Annotated in this window: 22 protein-coding genes, 1 tRNA gene and 1 other RNA gene; 17 read left to right on the plus strand and 7 right to left on the minus strand. The window is 43.3% G+C overall.

The features are described 5' to 3' along the window. The first annotated feature begins 220 nt into the window (after positions 1-220). The 3 genes from FOR85_RS08290 (at position 221) to FOR85_RS08300 (ending at position 5,018) form a co-directional block, all read left to right on the plus strand. The gene (locus FOR85_RS08290) at positions 221-1,234 is read left to right on the plus strand and encodes a cell division protein ZipA C-terminal FtsZ-binding domain-containing protein (protein WP_144297535.1); all 1,014 of its coding nucleotides are present in this window, start codon (positions 221-223) and stop codon (positions 1,232-1,234) included. A 266-nt stretch (positions 1,235-1,500) separates the two neighbouring features. Beyond that, positions 1,501-3,573 carry an NAD-dependent DNA ligase LigA gene (gene ligA / locus FOR85_RS08295; protein ID WP_144297536.1) on the plus strand — a complete coding sequence of 691 codons (2,073 nt, stop codon included), beginning with the start codon at positions 1,501-1,503 and terminating at the stop codon, positions 3,571-3,573. A gap of 23 nt (positions 3,574-3,596) precedes the next feature. After that, complete coding sequence (locus tag FOR85_RS08300; protein ID WP_144297537.1) at positions 3,597-5,018, plus strand: caspase family protein; 1,422 nt, start codon at positions 3,597-3,599, stop codon at positions 5,016-5,018. A gap of 221 nt (positions 5,019-5,239) precedes the next feature. Here the strand turns inward: FOR85_RS08300 and FOR85_RS08305 are convergent, their stop codons facing one another. The 5 genes from FOR85_RS08305 to FOR85_RS08325 all read right to left on the minus strand — a co-directional run bounded on the left by FOR85_RS08305 (position 5,240) and on the right by FOR85_RS08325 (position 10,978). After that, complete coding sequence (locus FOR85_RS08305; RefSeq protein ID WP_223808578.1) at positions 5,240-5,743, minus strand: hypothetical protein; 504 nt, start codon at positions 5,741-5,743, stop codon at positions 5,240-5,242. A 263-nt stretch (positions 5,744-6,006) separates the two neighbouring features. Then, positions 6,007-6,420 (minus strand): hypothetical protein, encoded by a 414-nt coding sequence (locus tag FOR85_RS08310; RefSeq protein ID WP_144297539.1) that lies wholly within the window; start codon positions 6,418-6,420, stop codon positions 6,007-6,009. A gap of 493 nt (positions 6,421-6,913) precedes the next feature. Further along, a complete protein-coding gene (locus FOR85_RS08315; RefSeq protein WP_144297540.1) occupies positions 6,914-9,382 on the minus strand; it encodes a YgiQ family radical SAM protein in 2,469 nt (822 codons plus the stop codon). Positions 9,383-9,611: 229 nt separating this feature from the next. Next, on the minus strand, positions 9,612-10,373 hold the full coding sequence (locus FOR85_RS08320) for a hypothetical protein (RefSeq protein ID WP_223808579.1): 762 nt from the start codon (positions 10,371-10,373) through the stop codon (positions 9,612-9,614). 137 nt (positions 10,374-10,510) lie between these two features. Further along, on the minus strand, positions 10,511-10,978 hold the full coding sequence (locus FOR85_RS08325; RefSeq protein ID WP_144297541.1) for an Lrp/AsnC family transcriptional regulator: 468 nt from the start codon (positions 10,976-10,978) through the stop codon (positions 10,511-10,513). Between the two features lie 273 nt (positions 10,979-11,251). On the opposite strand from FOR85_RS08325, the gene rarD reads away from it, so the two are divergent. Further along, positions 11,252-12,274 (plus strand): EamA family transporter RarD, encoded by a 1,023-nt coding sequence (gene rarD / locus FOR85_RS08330; RefSeq protein ID WP_144297542.1) that lies wholly within the window; start codon positions 11,252-11,254, stop codon positions 12,272-12,274. Between the two features lie 114 nt (positions 12,275-12,388). Here rarD and smpB read toward each other — a convergent pair whose 3' ends face one another. Continuing rightward, on the minus strand, positions 12,389-12,865 hold the full coding sequence (gene smpB, locus FOR85_RS08335; RefSeq protein WP_068405891.1) for an SsrA-binding protein SmpB: 477 nt from the start codon (positions 12,863-12,865) through the stop codon (positions 12,389-12,391). Positions 12,866-13,112: 247 nt separating this feature from the next. Here smpB and coaD point away from each other — a divergent pair, with 247 nt between their 5' ends. From coaD to FOR85_RS08400, 13 genes are all read left to right on the plus strand, one after another. Further along, a complete protein-coding gene (coaD, locus tag FOR85_RS08340; RefSeq protein WP_144297543.1) occupies positions 13,113-13,622 on the plus strand; it encodes a pantetheine-phosphate adenylyltransferase in 510 nt (169 codons plus the stop codon). A gap of 121 nt (positions 13,623-13,743) precedes the next feature. Beyond that, positions 13,744-13,992, plus strand: coding sequence for a YfhL family 4Fe-4S dicluster ferredoxin (locus tag FOR85_RS08345; protein ID WP_068405886.1), 249 nt, complete (start codon positions 13,744-13,746; stop codon positions 13,990-13,992). A gap of 3 nt (positions 13,993-13,995) precedes the next feature. Beyond that, positions 13,996-15,333: an adenosylmethionine--8-amino-7-oxononanoate transaminase gene (bioA, locus tag FOR85_RS08350; protein WP_144297544.1), complete on the plus strand. Its 1,338-nt coding sequence runs from the start codon at positions 13,996-13,998 to the stop codon at positions 15,331-15,333. Then, the gene (gene bioD / locus FOR85_RS08355; protein WP_144297545.1) at positions 15,330-16,049 is read left to right on the plus strand and encodes a dethiobiotin synthase; all 720 of its coding nucleotides are present in this window, start codon (positions 15,330-15,332) and stop codon (positions 16,047-16,049) included. The genes bioA and bioD overlap by 4 nt, the downstream gene beginning before the upstream one ends. A gap of 89 nt (positions 16,050-16,138) precedes the next feature. Continuing rightward, positions 16,139-16,505: RNase P RNA component class A (gene rnpB, locus FOR85_RS08360), an RNA gene on the plus strand. 137 nt (positions 16,506-16,642) lie between these two features. Then, positions 16,643-16,719: transfer RNA gene (locus FOR85_RS08365), tRNA-Met, on the plus strand. Positions 16,720-17,027: 308 nt separating this feature from the next. Next, entirely contained in the window at positions 17,028-18,827 is a 1,800-nt protein-coding gene (gene lepA / locus FOR85_RS08370) for a translation elongation factor 4 (RefSeq protein WP_144297546.1), read from the plus strand. A gap of 102 nt (positions 18,828-18,929) precedes the next feature. Continuing rightward, entirely contained in the window at positions 18,930-19,832 is a 903-nt protein-coding gene (lepB, locus tag FOR85_RS08375) for a signal peptidase I (protein ID WP_144297547.1), read from the plus strand. 186 nt (positions 19,833-20,018) lie between these two features. Next, a complete protein-coding gene (locus FOR85_RS08380; protein ID WP_144297548.1) occupies positions 20,019-20,414 on the plus strand; it encodes a DUF4845 domain-containing protein in 396 nt (131 codons plus the stop codon). 150 nt (positions 20,415-20,564) lie between these two features. After that, positions 20,565-21,362 (plus strand): ribonuclease III, encoded by a 798-nt coding sequence (gene rnc / locus FOR85_RS08385; protein ID WP_068405869.1) that lies wholly within the window; start codon positions 20,565-20,567, stop codon positions 21,360-21,362. A 182-nt stretch (positions 21,363-21,544) separates the two neighbouring features. Further along, positions 21,545-22,708: a GTPase Era gene (gene era / locus FOR85_RS08390; RefSeq protein ID WP_223808580.1), complete on the plus strand. Its 1,164-nt coding sequence runs from the start codon at positions 21,545-21,547 to the stop codon at positions 22,706-22,708. Between the two features lie 74 nt (positions 22,709-22,782). Then, positions 22,783-23,559, plus strand: coding sequence for a DNA repair protein RecO (locus FOR85_RS08395; RefSeq protein ID WP_144297549.1), 777 nt, complete (start codon positions 22,783-22,785; stop codon positions 23,557-23,559). Positions 23,560-23,634: 75 nt separating this feature from the next. Then, a complete protein-coding gene (locus tag FOR85_RS08400) occupies positions 23,635-24,432 on the plus strand; it encodes a pyridoxine 5'-phosphate synthase (RefSeq protein WP_144297550.1) in 798 nt (265 codons plus the stop codon). A 19-nt stretch (positions 24,433-24,451) separates the two neighbouring features. Here FOR85_RS08400 and FOR85_RS08405 read toward each other — a convergent pair whose 3' ends face one another. Then, positions 24,452-25,039 carry a Tfp pilus assembly protein FimT/FimU gene (locus FOR85_RS08405; protein ID WP_144297551.1) on the minus strand — a complete coding sequence of 196 codons (588 nt, stop codon included), beginning with the start codon at positions 25,037-25,039 and terminating at the stop codon, positions 24,452-24,454. Between the last annotated feature and the right edge of the window lie 276 nt (positions 25,040-25,315).

Consider the following 25,315-nt stretch of genomic DNA (forward strand, 5'->3'; position numbering starts at 1 on the left):
CCCAGTATCAAAATAATTAATAACGACAAGCGCTCGTCGGTGGTATAGTTAGGACTAGCATTTAACGTCAGGCGAGTAGTCGGAAAATTAGTCAGTGAAGACTTGAGGGCCAATGATAAACGCTGACTATATGGTGACGATATGCATTAGCCATGCTAGACTATTGCCATTTCTTCGCACTTGTACTCTCCCTTTTGTCATATATTAGGATGTATTTCTCATGACCGCTATCCAGTTTATCTTGATCGCCATTGCCGCATTTATCGTGCTTGCAGGGCTATTTATGGTCATTCGCAGCTTTAAACGGCGCAAAACTGCTGAGGCTGCTGCGGTCAATTATGATAAAAACGGTATACCCATTATTCCGCGTCATGAGCGCAATATCGTCGAGCAGCCAGACTTGGACGATACGGTCGCAGGCGAAACCAGCATCGCCCCTGATCGTAGTTATCTCAATGCCGTGGTTGAAGATGCGCCATTGACCCAATCTCATAGCAATGGCGATGCCCAACTAACCGCTGATCGCCATGATAGTAATGAGGATAATGGCGTGGTAGATGACGCCGACTATGCGCGCTGGCAAGAAGAGCAGCAGCGAGAAGACAACAGCGAGTTCACCGAAGCGGCTGAGCAGATGCATATCGAGCAAGAGCCGGACGCGTTTTCAAGTCTTATGTCAGCGACTGACAGCTTGATGCCAGTTATTGATACCGCTGATGAGCCAAGCTTTGATAATAATAGCCCGATACTCGATCAGCATCTCTCAGAGCCAGTTGATGAAGCGCAAAATGGTCCGTTAATTAATGCCAAAGACAATATTAATATCACCATCTTGCCGCATCAGTATCGCGACCGCCCAGCAGCCGTAATTCGTGGGCGTGATTTGCTGGCGTTAGTAGATAAATATGGTTTGCGTTATGGCGCGATGAATATGTTCCATCGCTATGAGCAAAAAGACGGCACTGGCATGCTATGGTTTAGCATGATGGGCATTACGGATAGTGGTATCGCGCCTTTTGACCCGCATAGCGTGGCGACCAATACTTACAATGGCGTGGTGCTATTTTTATCGCTGCCGCATCCGCAAGCGCTACGCAGCTTTGATAGTATGATGAGTATTGCCTATATGATGGCAAGCGATTTGGACGCTGTGATGCTCGATGAAGAAAACGACCCCATTACCCCAGAATACAAACAGCAATTGCGTAACCAAGTTCGCGATTATGAAGGGTAAAATCTGAATAGATAAACGGTTAAAATTATTTCTAAAGTATTGTAAAAGGCAAATAGCGCTTGACGTTATTTGCCTTTTTTAATTTTTAACTTTTGATTTAAGAGCCTTTCATTCGCCTGATTCTCTATAAATTTAGTTGTCTATAAACCTAGTTCTCTACAGAAGCGGCTCTCTACAGGATGAGTTTTCAACAAAATCATATCCGACTAACCTGCAAACTTGTTATCATATCGGCATCTTGAATTGCAAAAAAAAAGACGCCAACTATGACTGATCCTATTGTACCGACTGCTTCTAAAAATACTGCTGATACCAAATCTGCAGACAATGCTGCTGCCATCGCTGCTCAAATGCGCACGCTTATTGATACTTTAAAAACGCATAATTATGCTTATTATGTGCTTGATAATCCGATTTTAGAAGACAGCGAATACGATCAGCTGCGGCGCTCTTTATTGGAGCTTGAAGAGGCGTACCCTGATTTAATACAGCCGGACAGTCCAATCAATCAAGTTGGCGACACGCCGCTGTCCGCCTTTACCCAAGTCAGACACGACGTACCCATGCTATCGCTTGGCAATGTTTTTGATTATGACGAGCTGCATGGCTTTATGCGCCGCGTCAATGATCGCCTCAATGACGCGCAGAAAAACCCTGAATATGAGATGGAGCTAAAGCTTGATGGCTTGGCGGTGTCACTCAAATACGAGTATGGAAAGTTTGTGCAAGCGGTGACGCGCGGTGATGGGCAAACGGGCGAGGATATTACCCAAAATGCCAAAACCATTCGCAATCTGCCGCTTTGGCTTACTGCTGCAAGCGAGATTCCCTTGTTAGAAGTACGCGGCGAAGTACTGATGCCAAAAGCAGGTTTTGAGCGCTTGAACCGACTCGCAGAAGAAAAGGGCGATAAAACCTTTGCCAATCCACGTAATGCCGCCGCTGGTAGTTTACGTCAGCTAGATCCCGCTATCGCTGCCAGTCGTCCGCTGGCTTTTTATTGTTATTCTGTCAATCAAGGTCTACCTGAGAGCATCGATACTCAATCAGCCGCCTTGGCTTGGCTTGGTGACATAGGTTTTAGCGTCAGCGCGGTGAGAGTGGTAAAAAACCCACGCGAAGTACAAGCCTATTATGAGTCGATGATTGAAACCCGTAGTCAGCTGCCGTTTGAGATTGATGGCATGGTTATCAAGGTAAACAACCTATCATTGCAGCAACAGCTTGGATTTTTATCACGCGAGCCGCGCTGGGCAACCGCGTATAAATTCCCTGCCGAAACGGTGATGACGCGTCTAAATGATATCGAATGGCAAGTCGGACGCACCGGACAAATCACCCCTGTTGGTAAGCTTGAACCTGTTAAAGTCGGCGGCGTCACCGTCAGCAATGTTACCTTGCATAACTTTGGTGAAATTCAGCGCTTGGATGTGCGCGCAGGCGATATGGTCAGCGTGCACCGTGCAGGCGATGTCATCCCCAAAGTCACCCGCGTTTGGGTTGATCAACGTCCAGCAGATTCAGAACCGGTTAAATTGCCAGCGACTTGCCCTGTCTGCGACTCACCTGTGGTATTGCCTGAAGGCGAAGCGTTGGCACGCTGTACTGGCGGCCTGTTTTGTCCCGCGCAGCAGCAAGAAGCCCTCATTCATTTTGTCTCACGCCGGGCGATGGATATCGATGGCTTAGGCGCAAGTTGGTTGATTAGCTTTTTTGAGCACGGTTTGGTCAAGACCGTCGCCGATATCTATCAGTTGCACAAGCATTCGGACGAGCTGATTAACTTTGAAAAACTAGGGGAAAAATCGGTAAAAAATATCCTCAGCGCTATTAAAACCAGTAAGCAGACCACGCTGGCACGCTTTATCTATGCGCTCGGTATCCGCGGCGTCGGTGAGACAACAGCGCAGAATTTGGCGCAGCAATTTGGCGACCTTGATCGCCTGATGGCAGCAGATATCGACAAGCTCCTACAAACGCCTGACGTTGGCGCAATCACCGCTGAGCTGACTTATAAGTTCTTCCGTGCACCGCACAATATCGAAGTCATCACCGCATTACGCGAAGCAGGCGTGCATTGGGATAAGGTTGAGCAAGTGCTGTCAGAGGGATTGCCGCTCGATGGGCAAACATGGGTCATCACAGGTGCGCTCGATAGTATGGCGCGCGATGAAGCCAAAGCTAAGCTACAAGCGCTCGGTGCAAAAGTGTCAGGTAGTATCTCGACAAAAACCACCGCGCTATTGGCAGGGGATAAAGCTGGCTCGAAGCTCACCAAAGCGGAAAAATTGGGCATTAAGATAGTGGGTGAGGAAGAGTTTTTGGCGATGGTAAATTAATATAAATAACTTTGGAGATAGATATGTCTAATTTAGCAATTGTCATAGGTGTTAGTGAGTATGATGATCAAGAGACTTTACTCGCATGCAAAAACGACGCTCAAATAATATATAGCATTTTGTCGGAGTCAAAAAAGTTTGATAATATTTTAAAGATCGACGGCTATGTAAAAGGTAGGGATATTAAATCAAAGATTTCAGAGTTTGTTAGAAATCACGAAAATCAAAAAATAGAAGAGATTTTTTTCTATTTTAGTGGACATGGCACACGCATTAATGACGACTTCTGGTATGTATTATCAGATTTTGATAATAATAATATTCATACAACAGCGTTATCAAACGATGAGTTAGATGAGATTTTGAAGTCACTTAATCCTACATTAACAGTAAAAGTAGTAGATGCCTGCTTTGCTGGTACTGAATATATAAAGAGTTCATATAATATCTCTAATATATTTGATAAGTCACTTCAGGAAAAAAACTTCGAGAAAGTATATTTTTTATTTTCATCTACAAGGAATGAGACTTCTATAGCTTTTAGAGATATCAGCTTATTTACTAAAAGCTTTGTAACAGCCGTATTTAGTTTTGAAAAATCTAGTATTCGATATCAAGATTTAGTGAATTTTATAACAGATGATCTTAGCAGTCCAAAAGTAAATCAGAACCCTTATTTTGTAACTCAGGCTAATCAAACGGAAATCTTTATTGATGTTAATAATATTGACATCCCTAGTATAAAGAATGAGTTCCCATATTTCGTAGATAGTACTGAATTTGTTTCTGTAACAGATAGTGTAGAGTCAAGTTTGCTTGAGAGAGTCAGAGAAGCAAATAAAAACTATTGCTCTAAAGATGAAGCGACATTGATTCTTAATAACTTAGATATTATCACTGATAACTTTGAGTTTAGCAAAGAGCTTAATGAGCTTTTTGACATAAATGTCATACATTCTAATGATTTAAATAAAGTCCCTGATAAACAAAAAATAGCAAAGTGGCTCAAGGATGAAAATGATGATTATTTCATCCGTTTAAATTTTTCTAGAAAAGAAAAAGAGAGGTTTGTAGATGCTATTGGAGCTATAACAGGTACTGGTGCAAAAGAAAAGTACTATGCGGATGTACTTAGCAGTTATGATTCAACTTATCTGGACTGTAATAACGTAACAGTGGTTACTTTGGTACCAAAATTGGAGTTCTTACCAAGATATGACATGTTTATCACTTATGTTGTGTCAAAAAATAAGATAACAATTTTTAGTAAGTTTGAAAAGTACAAAGATTTGAGCTGGGATCATAATACATTGGAATCCAAAAATTCTTGGTGGGTAAATACTAAGTCTTTCAAGCCTGATGAAGCTTTATATACTTTCTTCAAAAGCTTATTATCAACATTAGATCGTGAAATAGTAATTGATATTGAGGGGCTCGTAGAGTAATTAAACTCAAGTTATAGGTAATCATAAAGTCACGACTACTTAATAGTTCTAAGCTATTAGGTATTGTTTATTTTACCGAATTGACAGCGGACATAAGCATTAAGAAGCAAAAGTGCTTTGTGGTACAAACGTAAAAATCGAACTCTCAAATAACCCTTATCGTCAGACTTGATTTTTTCAATAGCGTGTGTGTTATCAAACAAAACACACGCTACTAATTGCTACTCCTGCACTTCCCCATGCCCCTTAACCTCACCTTTCTTACTATCCGGCTGAATCACGATAGGTAATACCAGTCCCTTAGCGAAGTCATCTGACAGCACATAATCATAGCGACTGGCAGCGACATCAGGCGTGGTATGAATAACAAGTTTCATATCTTTATCATCGGTTAGCTCGTGCGAAGTATAGGTTTCGCTAAGCTGATCGAGTACTTTTGAGAGCGCTTCATTACTCGCCATGCTCACGGTCAGATTGTGCTGCGCCGTGGCATTATCGACTTTGAAATACTCCGCATAATCACGGACATTTTGGCTATCAAGCGCAAACGGATACTCATAAGTGGCAGGGTCAACAGCTTTTTCGCCGCTTGCGACCAGTGACCAGTCGATAGTATGCACGTCTGCTGCGTCAGCTGTTTGCGCAGCAGAAGATGTAGCAGTGCCATTAGAATCGTTGGCGCTATTATCGCAGCTCGTTAGTGCCGCCAAGCCTATGCTAGCCATTATCATCATACTTATGAGGCGCTTAACCATCGAAGTATCCTTTTGTTATTGATTATCATGCAATTGTTATCAGCGCTATTTTGCCAGTTTTCGCGTTGCTTCTCTAGCATAATAAAATAAAGCATTAGCGAGTACGCTTTTAAATTTGCGACCATAAAAAAACAGCCATCATTCGATGACTGTTTATATAGTGCTAGGTTTAATAGTTATGGGTTTAACAATGATGGGTTTATCATTATCAATGAGCAATTAAACCAAAATCATTATCTGCCTATCTGGCAGTTTACTTGATATTCTTTACCGTTTGCCCATTTCATAGCCAAGATACCTTTGTCTTCTTTCATATGCCAAGCATAGACCACTTCTGGGTTTGACTCATTTACATAGCTTGCCGTATCACCTTGGACGCCGCCATTTAAAATGATAGGTTGGTCGGCCCAGTTTACTTTAGGTAAAGTCGCATTTAGCATAACTTGTTTTTTATTGATAGACTGTTTTGCCAAGATTTTGCTGTCATCGGTACAGGTGTAAGGGGCGGGCGCCATACGGTCATAGGCGACATCGGTCACGCTTTCTGACGCAGGGGTCTTGTTTGGCGTAGTAGGTGCGGTGGTCGCACAGGCACTAAGTAGCGCTAGAGCAGGTAGGGCAACAGCAACTTTGGTTAGGGTATTCATGGCATTCTCCAAAAATGTAAAAACTAGCAGGTATTTTTTGACTATGCTTTTTCTAATCGTGCGCTTTTTAACGGCGCCTTATGCATATAGCGCCTATGTTAACGAAAAGCCTTTCTAGATAATGTTAGAAACTGTTTGTTACATGTTCCTTAAGTTACTTAAACACTGATTAATGTAACGTTGTCCTTAATAGATTTTTTAATATAACTATAGTGGATGAAAAATATTATCGATGCATCACGCACTGCTGATATCAATTTTTCTTGCTTGCGGTGCCTGCGCAGACAGAAGCTACAAAAAATTGATATCAGCAATACCGTCGCGTTTTTAGGATATTTTGACTATAAGCTCAAACAGTTATTTAAAAAAGCCAATGTATTTAATGGCCAATACATAAAAAAGCGCCTATCGACTGCTGAGCCGATAGGCGCTTTAATTTGGTGATGGTTAAGACAAAAAAACGTTAACAGCTGCTTAACTATTTAGTATTGAACTATTTAGTCTTGCGCGGTGGCAGACCTGTATGCTGAGTTTGGAAGTTACCTTTACTGACTCGCTTGCCATTTTTACCCGACGTATTTTTGCCCGAGGTATTCTTTGCCGCGCTGGCACTATTTTTGCTACGTTTGACCGAGTCATTACCGAGGCGGCTATTCTTTTTACGCGCCGATTGATAGCTGTCTTGCGCGGCATCACGACCTTCTAAACTGGCGTTAAAGGGCGGAATTAAGCAGCCGCGACCTTTACCGATCAAATCCCCACGTCCCATATCTTGCAGCGCTTTACGCAGCATGACCCAGTTTTTTGGGTCGTGATAGCGCAAGAAAGCTTTATGCAGTTTACGCTGCTTGCCAGACTTGACAATATCCATATCGCCCTCACTGCGGCTCACTTTATGCAGCGGGTCTTTATGCGTATGGTACATGGTGGTTGCGGTCGCCATCGGACTCGGATAAAACGCCTGCACTTGGTCAGCGCGGTAGCCATGACTTTTTAGCCACAGCGCAAGATTCATCATATCCTCGTCTCTAGTGCCGGGGTGAGCGGCGATAAAGTACGGAATCAGATACTGCTCTTTGCCGGCCTCTTGGCTGTATTGCTCAAACATGGCTTTGAATTTATCGTAATTGCCCATGCCAGGTTTCATCATTTTTGACAGCACCGCTTCTTCAGAGTGCTCAGGAGCAATCTTTAGATAACCGCCAACATGATGGCTGACCAATTCTTTGACGTATTCAGGGTCTTTAATCGCCAAATCGTAACGTAAACCTGAAGCAATCAAGATTTTTTTCACGCCTTTGATATCACGCGCTTTACGATAGAGCTGGGTCAAATTACTGTGATCGGTAATCAAGTTATCGCAGACGTCAGGATAGACACAAGACGGCTTACGGCAGTTCTTCTCTATCGTCTCGTCTTTACAGTTGAGGCGATACATATTGGCGGTCGGCCCACCAAGGTCAGAGATAACGCCAGTAAAGTTTGGCGCCGTATCACGAATCGCTTCGACCTCACGCAAGATAGACTCTTCTGAACGATTTTGGATAATACGGCCTTCATGCTCGGTGATTGAGCAAAACGTACAACCGCCAAAACAGCCACGCATAATATTGACCGAAAATTTAATCATGTCATAAGCAGGGATGCGCGCATCACCATAGCTTGGATGCGGCAAACGCGCGTACGGCAAATCAAAGACGTAATCCATCTCTTCGGTTGAGAGTGGAATCGGTGGCGGATTGAGCCAAACGTCAATCGAGGTATGCGAGTTACCAGCGCCGCTACTATGACGCTGCACCAAGGCACGCGCGTTACCCGGATTGGTTTCAAGGTGCAAGATACGGTTGGCATGCGCGTACAACACTGGGTCAGCTTTGACGTGCTCATAATCAGGCAGGCGAATGACCGTTTGCTCACGCGGCGGCATTTTAAGTTTATGTTTACGTGCGGTTTGTGGTTTATCAAAGCCGCGCAATTGTACTACTTGCGTGTCTTCATCGACTTGGTCAGCATTTAAGACTTTATTGGTCACGGGTTCGGCGACAAAACCTTGATACTGCTTCGCATATTGGGCTGACATGCCTGTCATTGCTGTCGTAGCTTGTCCAACGGGTGAGGGGCTAGTCTTATCTTGCTCGATCGAACACTGATCAACGTCTTCCGTCATCACATACGGGTTGATAATCGGATCGACGCGACCAACGGTATCGACATCATTACTGGCAACCTCGGTCATGCCCGCTTGCCAATGGCGACGGGTCGGGGTCAATAAATAAGCCGTACCGCGCAAACTGCTCATTTGCTCAAAGGTGTAACCTTTTGATAAACCATGCACCACATCGACGATGGCACGCTCAGCATTGCCATATAACAAGACATCAGCGCGCGCATCCATCAAGATACTGCGGCGGACTTTGTCTGACCAATAATCATAATGAGCGATTCGGCGTAAACTGCCTTCGATTCCGCCTAAGATAATAGGAACATCAGGATAGGCTTCGCGGCAGCGCTGGCTATAAACGATAGCGGCGCGGTCAGGACGTTTGTCAGCCACGTTACCGGGCGAATAGGCATCATCGCTACGGATTTTACGGTCAGCGGTATAGCGGTTAATCATGCTATCCATGTTGCCAGCGGTCACGCCATACGCGTAAACCGGTTTACCAAGCTCCATAAAGGCATCTTTGCTTTTCCAATCTGGCTGGGCAATGATACCGACGCGAAAGCCTTGCGCTTCTAATAAACGACCGATAATCGCCATGCCAAAGCTTGGGTGGTCGACATAAGCATCGCCTGAGATGATGATGACATCACAGGCATCCCAGCCAAGCTCATCCATTTCTTTACGGCTCATCGGCAAATAAGGCGCAGGCTCGTAGCAGCTCGCCCAATGTTTGTCGTAGTCATAAAGAGGTTTGGTGCCTTGTTTAAAGGCGGTGCGGGCGATGGTATCGGCAGACATGAGCGGACCTGTTCATTAGAAAAATGGCACTAAAAAAGCCGTTATCGTTATTCATTAACAACGGCTCATTTAAAAGCGCTCATTTTAACATGAATTGCTTTCATTATGTAAAAAAGAGATTTTATAATAGCGAGGTAAGTTATTGATAGTTTGAGATAATCTCTTGCTAAGAAGGATTATTAAACGTTAACAACCCTTCTTTATTTATGAATTTGCTAAGTGAAAAAATTTATTGATCTAAAAGCTGGAAGGGAAAGGTAACGACATCAAAAGCAAGGGCAAAGGGCAATAACACCAGCTTTTGCGCGGTATTAGCCCCACTGCGAGAGACTTGTTGTTGCTGACTTTGGGTATAAAAACTGACCGTATAAGGTTTGCTTAAAGCGCGGTAATTAGATTGAATTAAGCTTAAATTACTCACTTGCGGATAGATAGCGCCTTTAACAGGCACACTAAAGCAAAAGCGCTGAGCATTGATGCGTTGGTCGCTGACTGAAGTACAGTCGCGGCCATTATTTTGCAAAAAGAATTGATAGTCTGAGCGCTGGAATTCATCTTTTAACTTGGCATACGACAGCTTCATTTCACCCTGAAAATAGCCATCATTGCTGGGCACATAAAAACTCATGTCATTATCGACATGGATATTTTTTGGCGTCAGATTGCTTAATAAGCCAATCATTTCCGTCCCGCCTTGGGTCAGCACATAGCTATTTTTTTCACCGACGATGACCATGGTGGCGTTGGGCGTTTTTGGTAATGCCTTTGCAGGACGACCAAAAGCGACAATTTGGTCTTCAGACAAGATTTGCTTGCTAGTTTTGCTGCTGACGTGATTGTCACTTTCTAATAAAGAGCTGGTGGCGCAGCCTGAGCTGGCAAGCAATGCCGCAAGTGATGCGCCTGTTAATAAGGTTTTTGGATTGAATAACTTCGATAGGGTCTGAGCATTCTTATTGGTATCGTTAGGCGGTATCTTTTTACTCATCATTAGGCTTCCTTGTCTGCTATACGGTTGATAATTTATCTAGCATTTAATGCCAAACATTCGTTGCTATCGTACCTTTTTTAGCGATGGCTTATCCACTCTTATTGATGATAAAAATTGCATGGGCTTTGTAGCTGTTATTAATCGAGTAAAATCTTTGTCCCACTCTTCGTGAAATTCATCACAAACTGACTTTTAAAGCTGCGCACATTGTTCTCGTAAGTCAGCAAATTACGGGTAAATTCATGATAATCGTTCATGTTTTTGGCATTGACCATCAACATAAAATCCGCATCTCCTGACACTTCATAGCAGCTCATTACTCGCGGTTGGGCATGCATCAAGCGCTCAAATCGATGTTGCATCGAGGTATTGGAGCGTGACATCTCTATCATGACCACCGCCGTCAGTCCGTAACCGACCTTATTTGGATCAACGATAGCGACTTGTTTGGTAATCACACCGCTATCTATTAATGCTTGAATACGGCGCTGGGCGGTAGCGATAGAAACGTGTACACGTTCTGCCACCGTTTTTAACGGCAAAGTCGCATCATTCTGTAGCAAATTTAAAATCGCTTTATCGGTATCGTCTAAAATATGGCTCACAGTCTCTTTTCCCTAGAAAATCACAAATATTAAGATTTTTATTATAAATATTATCGATAATAATGTAAATTTAATAAAATAGTCAGTTATTGACAATATATTAGATAAATTTATTCATATAATTTATTATATAGAAATAATATCTCATAGCACCTTAGTAAAATAGACGTTATTAATCAAAGCTTAGCAATCAAAGCTTGTAAATAATTGAGTAAGCAAAATAAAAACAATCGCTAAGCCTTCTAACGTCTATCTATATTTACGGTGCTTATCATGTCGAACCTAACGCCCTCTAATGTCTCTACTAATATGCTCACAGCTACCGTTTCACGCTTGCCGTTGCCTGCTGTTTGGACAGCAGGTAGTGCGCAGCAGCGTACATTGATAATGGGCGTGGCGCTGGCGATATTATCAAACCTGTTGTTTGGTGTGCTTTATGCCTATAGCAGTTTTTTGGCGCCATTGTCAGGTACGCAAGTTTTTATCTGGCGCATGCTAGCGATGTGGGCAGCGCTAATAGGGTATTTGCTGATTAGTGGGCGTTTTGGTTTGCATCTTGATAAATTAAAGGCGCTGCGCACGGTAAAGCATTGGGCTTGGTTATTATTGCCAACGCCGATATTTCTTAGCCAGTTTTGGCTGTTTATGTGGGCACCAGTTAATGGGCAGGGCGTGCAAACCGCAATGGGTTATTTTCTCTTTCCACTGATGATGGTGGTGTTTGGTTGCGTCCTATTTGGCGAAAAGTTAAGCCGTCTGCAATGGTTGGCCGTTGGCTTTGCCGCAGTCGGCGTCGGTAGTGAGATTGTACGTACCCAAAGCGTGTCATGGGCGACATTATGGGTGTGCGGCACGTATCCTGTTTATTATATCTTACGCCGCCTACAAGGTATTGGCGCGGTTACAGGTTTATTAGTTGATTTAACCATTTTTGCCCCGTTTGCCGTCGCCTATTTATTATTTGTTGCGCCGAGCAGTTTAGGATTGGTTGGCAGCTCTAGCTTTTTTATCATGATGTTGGCAGGACTTGGTATGCTTAGCGTGCTCGCGATGAAGACCAATGTTGATGCCAGTCAAATGCTCCCTGTCAACGTCTACGGTATGATGAGCTATATAGAGCCGGCGTTATTATTTATCTTAGCAATCACTGTCTTGGGCAATCCTTTTGAATCTGCAATGATTTATAGCTATGGTTTAATTTGGCTCGGAATCGCTTGCTTAATCGCGCACGGTATCCGTCAATTATGCCGTGCGCATAAAGAGTCAAAAGTGAGCAAAATAGCCCAAACGGTCTAAAATTTGCTGCGTTAAATCAACAAGTTTATCTTAGTAATGTCATAAAAAAGGACGACTCAACAATATGATGAATCGTCCTTTTTGCGTTAGATTAAAATTCATCTTACGAAAATTTTAATCCAAATGCTGCTTAAAGCCGCGCTGCTTATCACGTTCCCAGTCGCGGTCTTTGAGCGTTTTACGTTTGTCGTGCTGCTTTTTACCGACGGCAAGCGCAATTTGGCATTTCACTAAGGAATTTTTCCAATAGCAAGATAACGGTACGCACGCATAGCCTTTTTGATTGACCGCACCCATGAGTTTTTCAATTTCGCGGCGATTGAGCAGCAGCTTACGGGTACGGATGCTATCAGGGCTGACATGCGTTGAGCTTGAAAGCAGCGGCTGGATATGCGCGCCAAATAAAAATGCCTCATTATTACGAAAGATAATATATGCTTCGGTAATGGTCATTTTGCCGGCACGAATGGCCTTCACTTCCCAGCCTTGTAACGATAGACCTGCCTCAAAGGTTTCTTCAATAAAATACTCGTGACGAGCCTTTTTATTAGCACAGATTTGATTGTCAGGTTTTTTTGATTTTTTTGACATAATTTCTCCATAAGGACTTTTATATATGGTTTGTATAAATTGTCCCGGTCTAACTGTTCCTCATTCTAACTCTTTAATGTAGATATTTTTTTTACCTATTAAGAGCGATGAGTCGAACCGACTATTGTAGCAAAGCGCACGGCTAAAAGGTAAATCGGCTGTTAGGACAAATGTAGCAGATAAGTAGGAAGTTTGAGCAAAATTTGCTAGCATATGGGTCATTATCATTAACCATATTAGCCCTGTTATGAGCCTTCCTGCTACTTCATCAAAATTGCATACCAAAATTTTATACCCTGGTACCTTTGACCCGATTACCAACGGTCATGTCGACTTGGTTAAACGCGCGGCTAAATTGTTCGATGAGGTCGTCATCGCCGTGGCCTCTGGTCATCATAAAAAACCTTTATTTGACTTTGAAGAGCGCGTGCATTTGGTTGAGACGGTATTTACGGATTTACCGCAAGTGTCGGTGATTGGCTTTGAAGGCTTGCTGGTCGATTTTATGCGCGAAAAAAATGCCACCGCCGTATTACGAGGTCTGCGAGCGATGTCAGACTTTGAATATGAGTTTCAGCTGGCCAATATGAATCGCGAGCTTGATGAGAATTTTGAAGCGGTATTTTTAACGCCGTCGCAAAATTACTCGTTTATCTCATCGACGATGATTCGTGAAATTGCCAAACTTGGCGGCGATGTGACGAAATTTGTGCCATCTTGCGTCTCAGAAGCTTTTATAAAAAAACTCAGCAGCTAAATTTAGCTAAACGCTTAACAAGTTAAGCTTTAATGATGGGCTGGTGGTTTAATATTAAGTGTAATCGTAAACCACTGACGTACTCATTTATTATCAACTGCTAGCGAATAAGGAGCAGTTTATGGCGTTATTAATTACCGATGAATGTATCAATTGTGATGTCTGCGAGCCTGCTTGCCCAAATGAAGCCATCTCAGAGGGCGATGATATTTATGTCATCGACCCTGATTTATGTACAGAGTGTGTCGGTCATTTTGATGAGCCGCAATGCGTGGTCATCTGTCCTGTCGACTGTATCCCGCATGACCCAAACCACGTCGAAACCCAAAGCGATTTATTGGCAAAATACAAACGCATTACTGGCAAATAAAAAATGAAGAGATCTGACCGCTCAACGAGTAGCCTCTCAACCAACGATTTCGACCAACAGCACCTTTGGCATCCTTATGCCAGCTTGCCGCCCACCTATCCTAATATCGTCATCGACCATGCCGAAGGTATTTATATCGTTACTAACGATGGCATGCGCCTGATTGACGGCATGTCGTCATGGTGGGCAAGCGTTCATGGCTATAATCACCCCAAGTTAAATGCGGCGATGATTGCACAATTGGGCAAAATGGCGCATGTGATGTTTGGCGGCTTAACCCATCAGCCAGCGATAGATTTAGGCAAAAAATTATTATCCATTGTCCCGGATGGTCTTGATGCGATATTTTATGCCGATAGCGGCAGCATTGCCGTCGAAGTAGCGCTAAAAATGGCGCTGCAATACCAAAGTGCAGCCGGATGTCCCAATAAAAACCAATTTGCCTCGACCCATTCTGGCTATTATGGCGATACCTGGCATGCAATGAGTGTCTGTGACCCAGTCAGCGGCATGCATAGCCTGTATGGTAAACAATTGCCTTTGCAGCATTTTGTCCCTGCACCGCCATTAGGATTTGAGCGTGAGCTGGCTCAAAATGAGCGTGATGAATTAACCACGTTTTTTGCTAAACATAGCGCTCAGCTTGCCGGATTTATTATTGAGCCAATTATTCAAGGCGCAGGTGGTATGCGCTTTTATAGCCCTGAGTATTTACAACTACTGCGTCAGCTATGTGATGAGCATGACGTGCTGCTGATTGCGGATGAAATCGCCACTGGGTTTGGGCGTAGCGGCAAGCTATTTGCTTGCGAACATGCCAATATTAGTCCTGATATTATGACCATTGGCAAGGCGCTAACAGGCGGCTATATGACCTTTGCAGCGACCCTCTGTACCCGTGAGGTTGCCGAAACCATTAGCCAAAGCGACTATCCAGCCCTGATGCATGGTCCGACCTTTATGGGCAATCCGCTGGCCTGCGCAGTCGCTTGTGCATCGATTGATTTAATCTTGTCTTATGATATCGAATCGCGTACGGCAAATATGCAAACTATCATGGATGAGCAGCTAGCCACAGCGGCAAATTTAAATGGCGTTGCGGATGTTCGTTGTTTAGGCGCGGTCGCTGTGATTGAGCTAGATGAGGCGGTTGATATGCCAGTTTTTCAATCTTTGCTGATTGACAATGGCATTTGGGTCAGACCCTTTGGCAAATTGGTCTATATTATGCCGCCTTATGTCATTAGCGATGACGAACTGGTGACGTTGTGCCAAGCGCTAATAACCGTCGTCACTATTTATTTGGGTCAAATGTCTACGACCAACAGAGTTTCGCTATGAGTGTGCTATTTATATCCGGCATTGATACCGATATTGGCAAGACTTATGCCACAGGTATGATGGCGAAAGCGCTGATGCAGCAAGGCATTAGCGTCATCACTCAAAAGCTGGTACAAACAGGCGTTAGTATCGATTCAGCTAGTGGTAAAATGAATATTGCAGATGATATTGTCACTCATCGTCAATTAATGGGAATTCCATTGCAGCCTTGTGATTTAGACTTTACCACTTGTCTGTATCGTTATGAAAAACCCGCGTCGCCGCATTTATCTGTCAAGCTTGCCAATGCTGTTTTAGATTTTAAAATCATCACTAAATCTACGCAGCAATTGCAACAAAGCTACGACGCGGTACTATTAGAAGGCGCAGGCGGGTTACTGGTACCAATCACTGAACAACTATTAACCTTAGATTATATTGCTGAGCAAGGCTATCCAGTTGTGTTGGTAACCTCAGGGCGGCTTGGTAGTATCAATCATACCTTGCTGAGTTTAGAGGCGATTAAAGCGCGCGGTTTAACGCTGCATAGCGTCATTTATAACCATATTCATGATAGTGCCGCTCAGACGGATGATGAGATTACCAATAGTACGATTGATTATTTAAAAAACTACTTAGCGCGCCATTATCCAAACAGCTATTGGTTACAAATGGCGCAACAAACAAATAGCACTATAGGTAATGATAGTTTAGCTTTACCGCTAGATTTTATTTAAACGCTTTTATTTAAATGGTTTTATAACAACAAATAAATAAGCGCAAAACACTTTCCACACCTGATACTAATTTTGCTATACTAGCGCGCTTGGTAGACTAGGCGATCGCCGCTGCAAACTGGCAACAGATGCGCAGGGGAGGAAAGTCCGGGCTACATAGGGCAGCGTGCCAGCTAACGGCTGGGCAGGGTAACTTGACGACAAGTGCAGCAGAGAGCAGACCGCCTTTGGTGTCGCAAGACATTATCGGTAAGGGTGAAAGGGTGCGGTAAGAGCGCACCGCGTGAATGGTAACATCTCACGGCAGGGTAAACTCCACGCGTAGCAAGACCAAATAGGCATCGATATGGCGCGGCCCGCGTTCGATGCGGGTAGGTTGCTTGAGCGTATCAGCGATGATACGCCTAGAGGAATGATCGTCCACGACAGAACCCGGCTTATCGGTCTACCAACTTTTTTGTTTTGCGGTTCGTTTTTATTGTTAGTATTATACATATTTGCGTTAATTTGGATGAAATGCGTCTTTTTCGCAAAAAATGCTAATTAGGGGTTGACGCAAGTCCTCTCTATCGGTATTATACCGAGCCTTAAATGGCGATGTAGCTCAGCTGGTTAGAGCGCACGACTCATAATCGTGAGGTCAAGAGTTCAAGTCTCTTCATCGCCACCATATTTAGTAAGACCAGCAGTAATAAAATGCCAATCATCTTATGATTGGTTTTTTTTTGCCTGATTTTTGCTTGCTGACAAAATCAACTTACTTTATAGCGGAAAACTGCTAGAATACCTTCGTATGCCTGCGCGTCATAAAAGTTAGTCATTTGCGCTGTGGGCATTTCAATTGCGGCAATACAGTAGGTACTTAATCTGTCTCTTTTGGCGTATTGGCCAGTATGAGCTATAAGTATGTATTCGACGGTTGCCATCTGACACTATGTATATCCGTTATTCAATCCTCCATTATTTAGTAGGCGCTTTGTGACTGCATTAGCCAATATTCGTAACTTTTCTATTATTGCCCACATTGATCACGGCAAGTCGACCCTTGCTGACCGTTTTATTCAAATGTGTGGTGCCTTGCAAGATCGTGAGATGCAGGCGCAAGTTCTTGATTCTATGGACATTGAGCGTGAGCGCGGCATCACTATTAAAGCTCAGTCTGTGACCTTGTTTTATGATCATCCTAACGGTGAGCGTTATCAGCTAAACTTCATTGATACCCCCGGTCACGTCGATTTCTCTTATGAGGTCTCACGCTCATTAGCGGCTTGCGAAGGCGCGCTATTGGTCGTTGATGCCGCACAAGGCGTTGAAGCACAGTCGGTTGCCAACTGTTATACCGCTGTTGATCAGGGCTTAGAGGTGATGGCGGTTTTAAATAAAATTGACTTGCCGCAAGTTGAGCCTGAGCGCGTGATTCAAGAGATTGAAGACATTATCGGTATTGATGCCGTTGATGCGCCGCGCGTCTCGGCAAAATCCGGTCTTGGTGTCGATAAACTGCTAGAAGCCTTGGTTGAATTTATTCCTGCGCCAACGGGCGACCGTGATGCACCGCTACAGGCATTGATTATTGACTCATGGTTTGATAACTATCTGGGCGTGGTGTCTTTAGTACGTGTGCGTGAAGGAACGATTAAAAAAGGCGATAAGCTGTATATTAAGTCGACCAAAGAGGCGCACTTAGTAGGCTCAATTGGTGTCTTTACCCCGAAACCTGTAGACACAGGTATTTTACAAGCGGGCGAAGTAGGCTTTGTTATCGCAGGAATCAAGGATATTGCTGGTGCACCTGTTGGTGATACGATTACCCATGCCAGTACGCCTGATGTTGAGCGCATTCCTGGATTTAAGCAAATCACGCCGCAAGTTTATTCTGGTATGTTCCCAGTAGATTCTAGTGATTTTGAAAAATTCCGTGAAGCGCTGCAAAAACTACAGATTAATGATGCGTCGCTATACTTTGAGCCTGATACCTCCGACGCGCTCGGCTTTGGCTTTCGCTGTGGCTTCTTAGGTATGCTGCACATGGAGATTATCCAAGAGCGTTTAGAGCGTGAATATGACTTGGATTTAATCACCACCGCGCCGTCGGTTATTTATGAGATTGAAAAGAAAAATGGCGACGTCATTTACGTAGATAATCCGTCAAGATTGCCTGAACCAAATAATATCGAAGAGTTCCGTGAGCCAATTGCCCGTTGTCAGATTTTAGTGCCGCAAGATTACTTGGGTAACGTCATGACGCTATGCATTGAGCGCCGCGGCGTCCAAGTCGATATGCGTTTTATGGGCCGCCAAGTGCAGCTGATTTTTGATATTCCGATGGGCGAGGTGGTCATGGACTTCTTTGACCGCCTAAAATCAGTGTCGCGCGGATTTGCGTCGCTCGATTATAATTTCGAGCGCTATCAAGCTGATAAATTGGTCAAAGTTGACGTCCTCATCAATGGCGATAAAGTCGATGCCTTAGCGATGATAGTACACCAAGATCAAGCACGTTTCCGTGGCAATCAGCTGGTTACTAAGATGAAAGAATTGATTCCACGTCAGATGTTTGATGTGGCGATTCAAGCGGCAATTGGCAGTCAAATTATCGGTCGTAGTACGGTTAAAGCCATGCGTAAAGACGTCCTAGCGAAGTGTTATGGCGGTGACGTCTCACGTAAGAAAAAACTACTGTCTAAGCAAAAAGCGGGTAAAAAACGTATGAAGCAAGTGGGTAACGTCGAGATTCCACAAGAAGCCTTCTTGGCCGTCTTGCAGGTCGATAATTAAACGTTCATTATCTTTTAAAAGATAAAAAGACAGCAATATTTGGCATAGACAGCTTTACTGCAACCGTGGTTTGATTTTCAGCTCGTTAATAGGCAAATTCGTATGGATTTTGATTTTAATTTAATTTTAGTGCCATTAACCCTCGGCTTAGGTATTATTTGGCTATTAGAGAAGCTGACGCTCAAACAGCGTAAAACCCGCGGTCGCGGCAAAGAAAGCTTACTGGTACGTTGGGCGTATGATTTTTTCCCAGTGTTGGCGGTGGTGTTAATAGTGCGCTCATTCTTGATTGAGCCGTTTAATATCCCTTCATCGTCGATGGTGCCGACTTTATACACGGGTGATTTTATCGCGGTCAATAAATACGCATATGGCGTACGTCTACCGCTGACTTATAATAAAGTACTTGATACAGGCGCGCCTGAGCACGGCGATGTAGCGGTTTTCCGCTACCCAGAAAATCCAAGTATTTACTATATTAAGCGCGTGATTGGCTTGCCGGGCGATACCGTCAGTTATAATCAAGGGACGCTTGCAATTAATGACACGCCAGTTCCTACTAAGGCGGTCAATTTTGACGCCGATGCTGAGCTGACCTCACAGCTATATCCAGCCGGCCAAGTGGCACCCGGACAGGTCTTGAGTGAAGACAATGCCATACGAATGGGGCAGCAAGAAGAAAGTGAGGCAAAGTACTTTGAAGAGATTCAAGGCGACAACAAACACTTGGTTCGCTATTTAGCGGATATGAATAGCTCGCAGTACGCGCCGTTTTTACAGCAAGAATCGCCGGAAGTGGTCAGCTCTGAAGGCACAGAGTGGCGTATCAAAGTGCCAGAAGGTCATTACTTTGTAATGGGTGACAACCGCGACCGTAGTGCTGATGGACGTTTTTGGGGTTTTGTGCCCGATGATAATTTAGCGGGTAAAGCGGTCTATATTTGGATGCATAAACCGCCCGGTCTTAACTTACCAACCTTTAAGCGCAATGGTAGTATTGATTGATATTATTGCTGCGTTAAAGAGTAACGCTCGCTAAAGAATAATGCTGTGCTAAAGAATAATGTACCGATAATAGTTTGTGCTAATATGATGGTTGTTTGATAAAAACCATCATATTAAAGGTGGTTAACAAGACAGTTTTCTAAATATGGCAGTTTACCTATAGCAACTTACCCCTTGAGAGGTCTTATGGTGCAGCAGTTATCTGGTTTGTCTTCGCAGCGCGGCGCTAGTGTAACGAGTGTCGTTTTTATCATTATCGTTTTGGGCGTGGCGGCTAAATTGCTCGTCGCTATTGCACCAGCGCAAATTGGCGATTACCAATTGACAAAAACCTTAAGTGCGCAGCTTAAAGAGTCCAATGCCAATAAAGAAACGGCCAAGCAGTTTGTAGAGCGCGTGAATAAGCAGCTGTCTATTAACGCCGATTATGATACCAAAGCAGAAGAAGTGTTTACTTTTACTGATAAGAAACCAGGTCAATTGGCTATTCATAAAAAGTATGAAACCACCAATAATTTTTTTGGTAATATCGATATTGTTAACCGCTTTGAAGGCGACATTGATGCTACTACTGCTAAATAACTTAACTATTAAAGCTTATATATCAAAACTTAAAGCGTTAAAATCAAAGTAATAAAGTACTTTGTTATTTTTAATTTTCTAACCAATTTCTAAAACACTGGTATTTCATTATATTTACCACTGAAAAAAAGGGATACACACAGACCACGCATGAAACCAACTTCGCAGTCTCCTCAGGCGGTTCCCAATCCTCATAAAAATAGCGTGTCTGATGACACGCTTATTATTAGCGCAGAATTTATTCAACGGTTAGCGATCTTGTCGCGCAAGTTGGGCTATGTGTTTAATGATTTAAGCTTGCCTAAACTGGCGCTTACCCATCGTTCCTTTGATAGTAAGAAAAACTATGAGCGCTTGGAGTTTTTGGGCGACGCTTTATTAGGGATGATCGTCGGTGAAGCATTGTATCACCGCTATCCGACGCAAAATGAAGGCCGTCTGACGCGCATGCGGGCAACATTGGTACGGCAGGAATCGCTTGTGATTATTGCGCAAAACTTAGAGCTGTCTAATCATTTGATATTGGGCGTTGGTGAGCGAAAAGGGGGCGGGCGCAATCGTGCTTCCATCTTGGCAGATGCGGTAGAGTCATTGATAGGCGCTATTTATTTAGACAGTCAAGATATGGATATTACCCGAGCGTGCGTGCTATCGTGGTATGGTGATCTCATAGACAATGTCAGTGACCAAAAAGCGCTAAAAGACGCTAAAAGCCGATTACAAGAATGGCTGCAATCTAAGCAGTTTGACTTGCCACATTATGAGCTGATGGAAACCCGTGGTAACGCTCCGCACCAAATCTTTGTGGTGCGCTGTCAGGTTAATATAAATAATTGCCCTGATATTACCGAGTCTGGTGAAAGCCGCCGTATCGCTGAGCAAAAAGCAGCAGAATTAATGATTAATCAGCTACATAAACTGCCAGGACAGCCAAAAAGACGTACCTAGTTTTTTAAAGCTCATTTTTTTAAAACCATTTTCTCTAATGCTAAATTCGATGGTTTTAATAAATGATTTCAATGAGTCGTTTTTTGAAATAACTCATACCTTTAACATGATCAGTTTTATGTCGCCTTTCTTTAAAAAACCAACAAGTGGCATAACTGATGACAACCTCCAAGGATTAATCCATGAGCAATCAGCATGACTTGCCATTAAATAATGAAGATAATGCCAAAAATATGACCGAAAACCCAGATATGAGTTCAAACCAAAATGCGACTGCAGCAAATGGCGTTGTACAAGATGATGTGCAGAAAAACAACGTCAGATTAAACGATACCAATCTAAAAGTTGATAACACCGAAGATACGACGTTAGATAATGATACGACGATAGAAGAATTCTTTTCATCAAATAACAATGCCCATGTCGCTGAAGATTTTAAAGCCGGTTATGTGGCGATTGTTGGTCGCCCAAATGTGGGTAAATCAACCTTGATGAACCATTTATTGGGTCAAAAGCTGTCTATCACATCGCGTAAACCGCAAACCACCCGTCACCGTATTCACGGCATTTTGTCCAATGACGAGATGCAAGCGGTGTTTGTTGATACCCCAGGTATTCATCGCAATGAGGTACGCGCTATCAATGAGCGTATGAATAAAGCAGCCGTCTCTGCATTGGTTGATGTTGATTTGGTCTTATTTGTCGTTGATTCAGATCAGTGGCGTGATGACGATTTGTTGACCCTACAAAAGCTTGGCGATACCAATCTGACCGTAGTATTGGTGATTAATAAAGCCGATACGCTAAAAGATAAAGGTAGCGTGTTACCACTGATCGAAACGTTTAATGAAAGTTTTGATTTCGCTGATATCGTCCCTGTTTCTGCTTTAAAAAATCAAAACCTAGACCGCTTGCAAGAAGTGATTGCCTCGCATTTGCCAATCGCCGACCCTATCTATGATAGCGAGCAGATTACCGATCGCTCAGAGCGCTTCTTAGCCAGTGAAATTATTCGCGAAAAAATCATGCGTAGTGCCGGTGATGAAGTACCTTACGATTTGACAGTACAGATTGATGGTTTTAAAGACGAAGCGGCGCATATTGACCCCAAAACTGGCCGTCCGCGTAAAGCGGTCACTTTTATCGATGCGACCATTTATGTTGAGCGTAGCGGACAAAAAGCGATTGTCATTGGTGATAAGGGTCAGCGTATCAAACAAGTAGGCATGGATGCACGTAAAGACATGGAACAGCTGTTTGATAAAAAAATCATGTTAACACTGTGGGTGAAAGTGAAACGCGGCTGGTCTGATGATGAGCGCGCTTTGACCAGTTTAGGATATTAAGCACGATTAAAAAAGCATGGTGGGTAGATGTTTACCGCCATGTATCTATATCACCACGGCTGAGGTAATAATCCATGCGTAATGAAGCGTTAATCGGTTATTTATTACATCAGCGCCCCTACCAAGAAAAGCGCGCCTTATACTATCTGTTTTCTCAGCAACATGGTGTCATCCATGGCGTTGGCAAAAAAGGCGCGCCGCTTTTTATGCCCCTGCAACTTTTTGCCAGTGGTAAACGCGATTTAAAAACATTCACGCAGATTAATATCGCGCCATTAAGCTCGATTCAAGATTCAGTAGCCCAAAATTCTTTAGCACTAAAAGACAGTAACGTAAATCTAGCCCAGACGCTGCATCATGAAAATATCAGCGGCCAACATCAGTATGCAGCCTTGTATTTAAATGAAATACTGTGGCGGCTATTACCCACCGAAGATCCCATGCCAATATTATGGCAACACTACCAAAATAGCCTACAGCAGCTTAAGCAGCCCTTAACTGCCGATGAGCTGCGTTTGTGTTTGCGTCAGTTTGAAGCGTATTTATTCAACGAATTGGGCTTTGCTCTAACCTTAAAACATGACAGTTTAGATCAAGCTATCGAGCTCGACACCTGGTACCGTTTTTTACCTGATGTGGGCTTAGTGCCAATTATTCATAATGATGATATAGCTGTTACACAAAACATTTTTAAAGGTAATGAGATTTTATCGATGGCAGAGCAAGGTTTATCTACCTCAAATCTCAATGCATGGTCACGTTTGCATCGACAATTGATTGATCATTTGCTCGATTATCAACCGTTGCAAAGTCGCTTACTTTGGCAGCAGCAACAGCGCTATCAATCTTAACTTAAGCGTAAGATACCAATATTCTATAAACTATTTTTTAGTAAATTACTTCAATATGTATAAAAGGATTTTTTTATGATTAATGCAACAGTAAAGACTTCCAACTTAGCACAAACTTCAGAAAATGCCTTAAAAAAGCCTCTGTTAGGGGTAAATATTGACCATGTAGCGACCTTACGTCAGGCTCGCGGTGTCAGTTACCCTAGCCCCTTGGCGGCTGCTCTGCTATGTGAGCAAGCTGGAGCTGATGGTATCACCATTCATTTGCGTGAAGACCGCCGACACATTCAAGACGCTGACGTTTATGAGATAGCTGAGCAGCTAACCACCAGAATGAACTTGGAGATAGCAGCAACGGCTGAGATGCTAGAGATTGCTCGTCAAGTTAAGCCGTATTGGGTATGTCTAGTACCTGAAAAACGTGCCGAATTGACTACCGAAGGCGGACTTGACGTTGCAGGGCAGGTAGCTTGGCTAACAGATTATGTTAGTAAATTACAAGCAGTAGGTATCAAGGTTTCTTTATTTATTGATCCAGAAGACAAGCAGATTGCAGCAGCGGTAAGCTGTGGGGCAGATGCAATTGAATTGCATACTGGTGCTTATGCGGAAGCGGGTTTAGCAGGTAATATCGCTAAAATGAATGATGAGCTTACTCGAATTAAGCAAGCTGTGCAAACCGCGCAACATGCTGATCCCAAGCTTTTAGTTAATGCTGGTCATGGTTTGACGCGTGATAATGTCCACGCTATTGCGCAAATTGATGGTATATATGAGCTAAATATCGGACATGCCCTCATCGCCGACGCCGTTTTTGTGGGATTAGAGCAAGCGGTCATTATGATGAAGTCTGCTATGCGTCAAAATGCTTAAACACCTAATGTCGTAATTTCTATTGTCCACAATCAGTAGGGTGGCTTGCATTAGGCTTATAAGTAATGCCTCCGCCTTGGTTGAATGAGATTTGATACATGGCATGATTATAGGTTGAGGTTGGACAGTACTTAATATGTCCGAAATGGCCGCGAGGTTTACCGCTATCGCCCCAGAATTTAGTGTAATGGCGATTATTTCCTACCCGTAAATACAAGGTGCTGTATTTAGGTTCTAAAGCCTGTTCTTCTAGCAGGTCATCAACTCCTAAGTCGAAGTTTTTATTATCATTTGCATCTAAAAATAATAATAGCTTCTTATAGCTGTCTCTATGACATGTAGCGCCGTCATTAGAAAGACAAACCAACAAGTTTTGTCTTCTAATGTGGCTTTCAGCTTTCGCTAACTTTAGCGTATTTTTAATTTGGCTCTCGATACGTTTTGCTTCCATGCTTGCTAATTGCTCTAGAATATAGGGCGTCGCAATCATTACTATAATAGTCAGCACAGCGACAGTAACAATCAGCTCTATCAAGGTAAAGCCATATTTATTATGTGCTTGAAAATGAGTCTGCTTTCTTGACGATACTTTATATAATTCAATCATGAGAGACTGCTACCTATACAAGAGGTACGGCTATACATTAATAATCGACTAACCTGAATATTGCGCCCGAATTTCAAGTAACTATAAAATTTGCGTAAGTTTTATACTATTAGGGCGTGTTGAACATTCGCAAATAGGCACTGCTGATCGCTAAAATTTTTCCAGACAAGGCACAAAGCGACGATAATGCAGATGCCTTAGCGAGATTTGTAACGCAATATGGGGCAATTTTAGCATCAGGCCGCAGGGACAGGACTCTTTTTTGCCGCTTCATCG

It is taken from the genome of Psychrobacter sp. YGAH215 (genome assembly GCF_007280595.1).
In the GTDB taxonomy this organism is placed as follows: Bacteria; Pseudomonadota; Gammaproteobacteria; order Pseudomonadales; family Moraxellaceae; genus Psychrobacter; species Psychrobacter faecalis.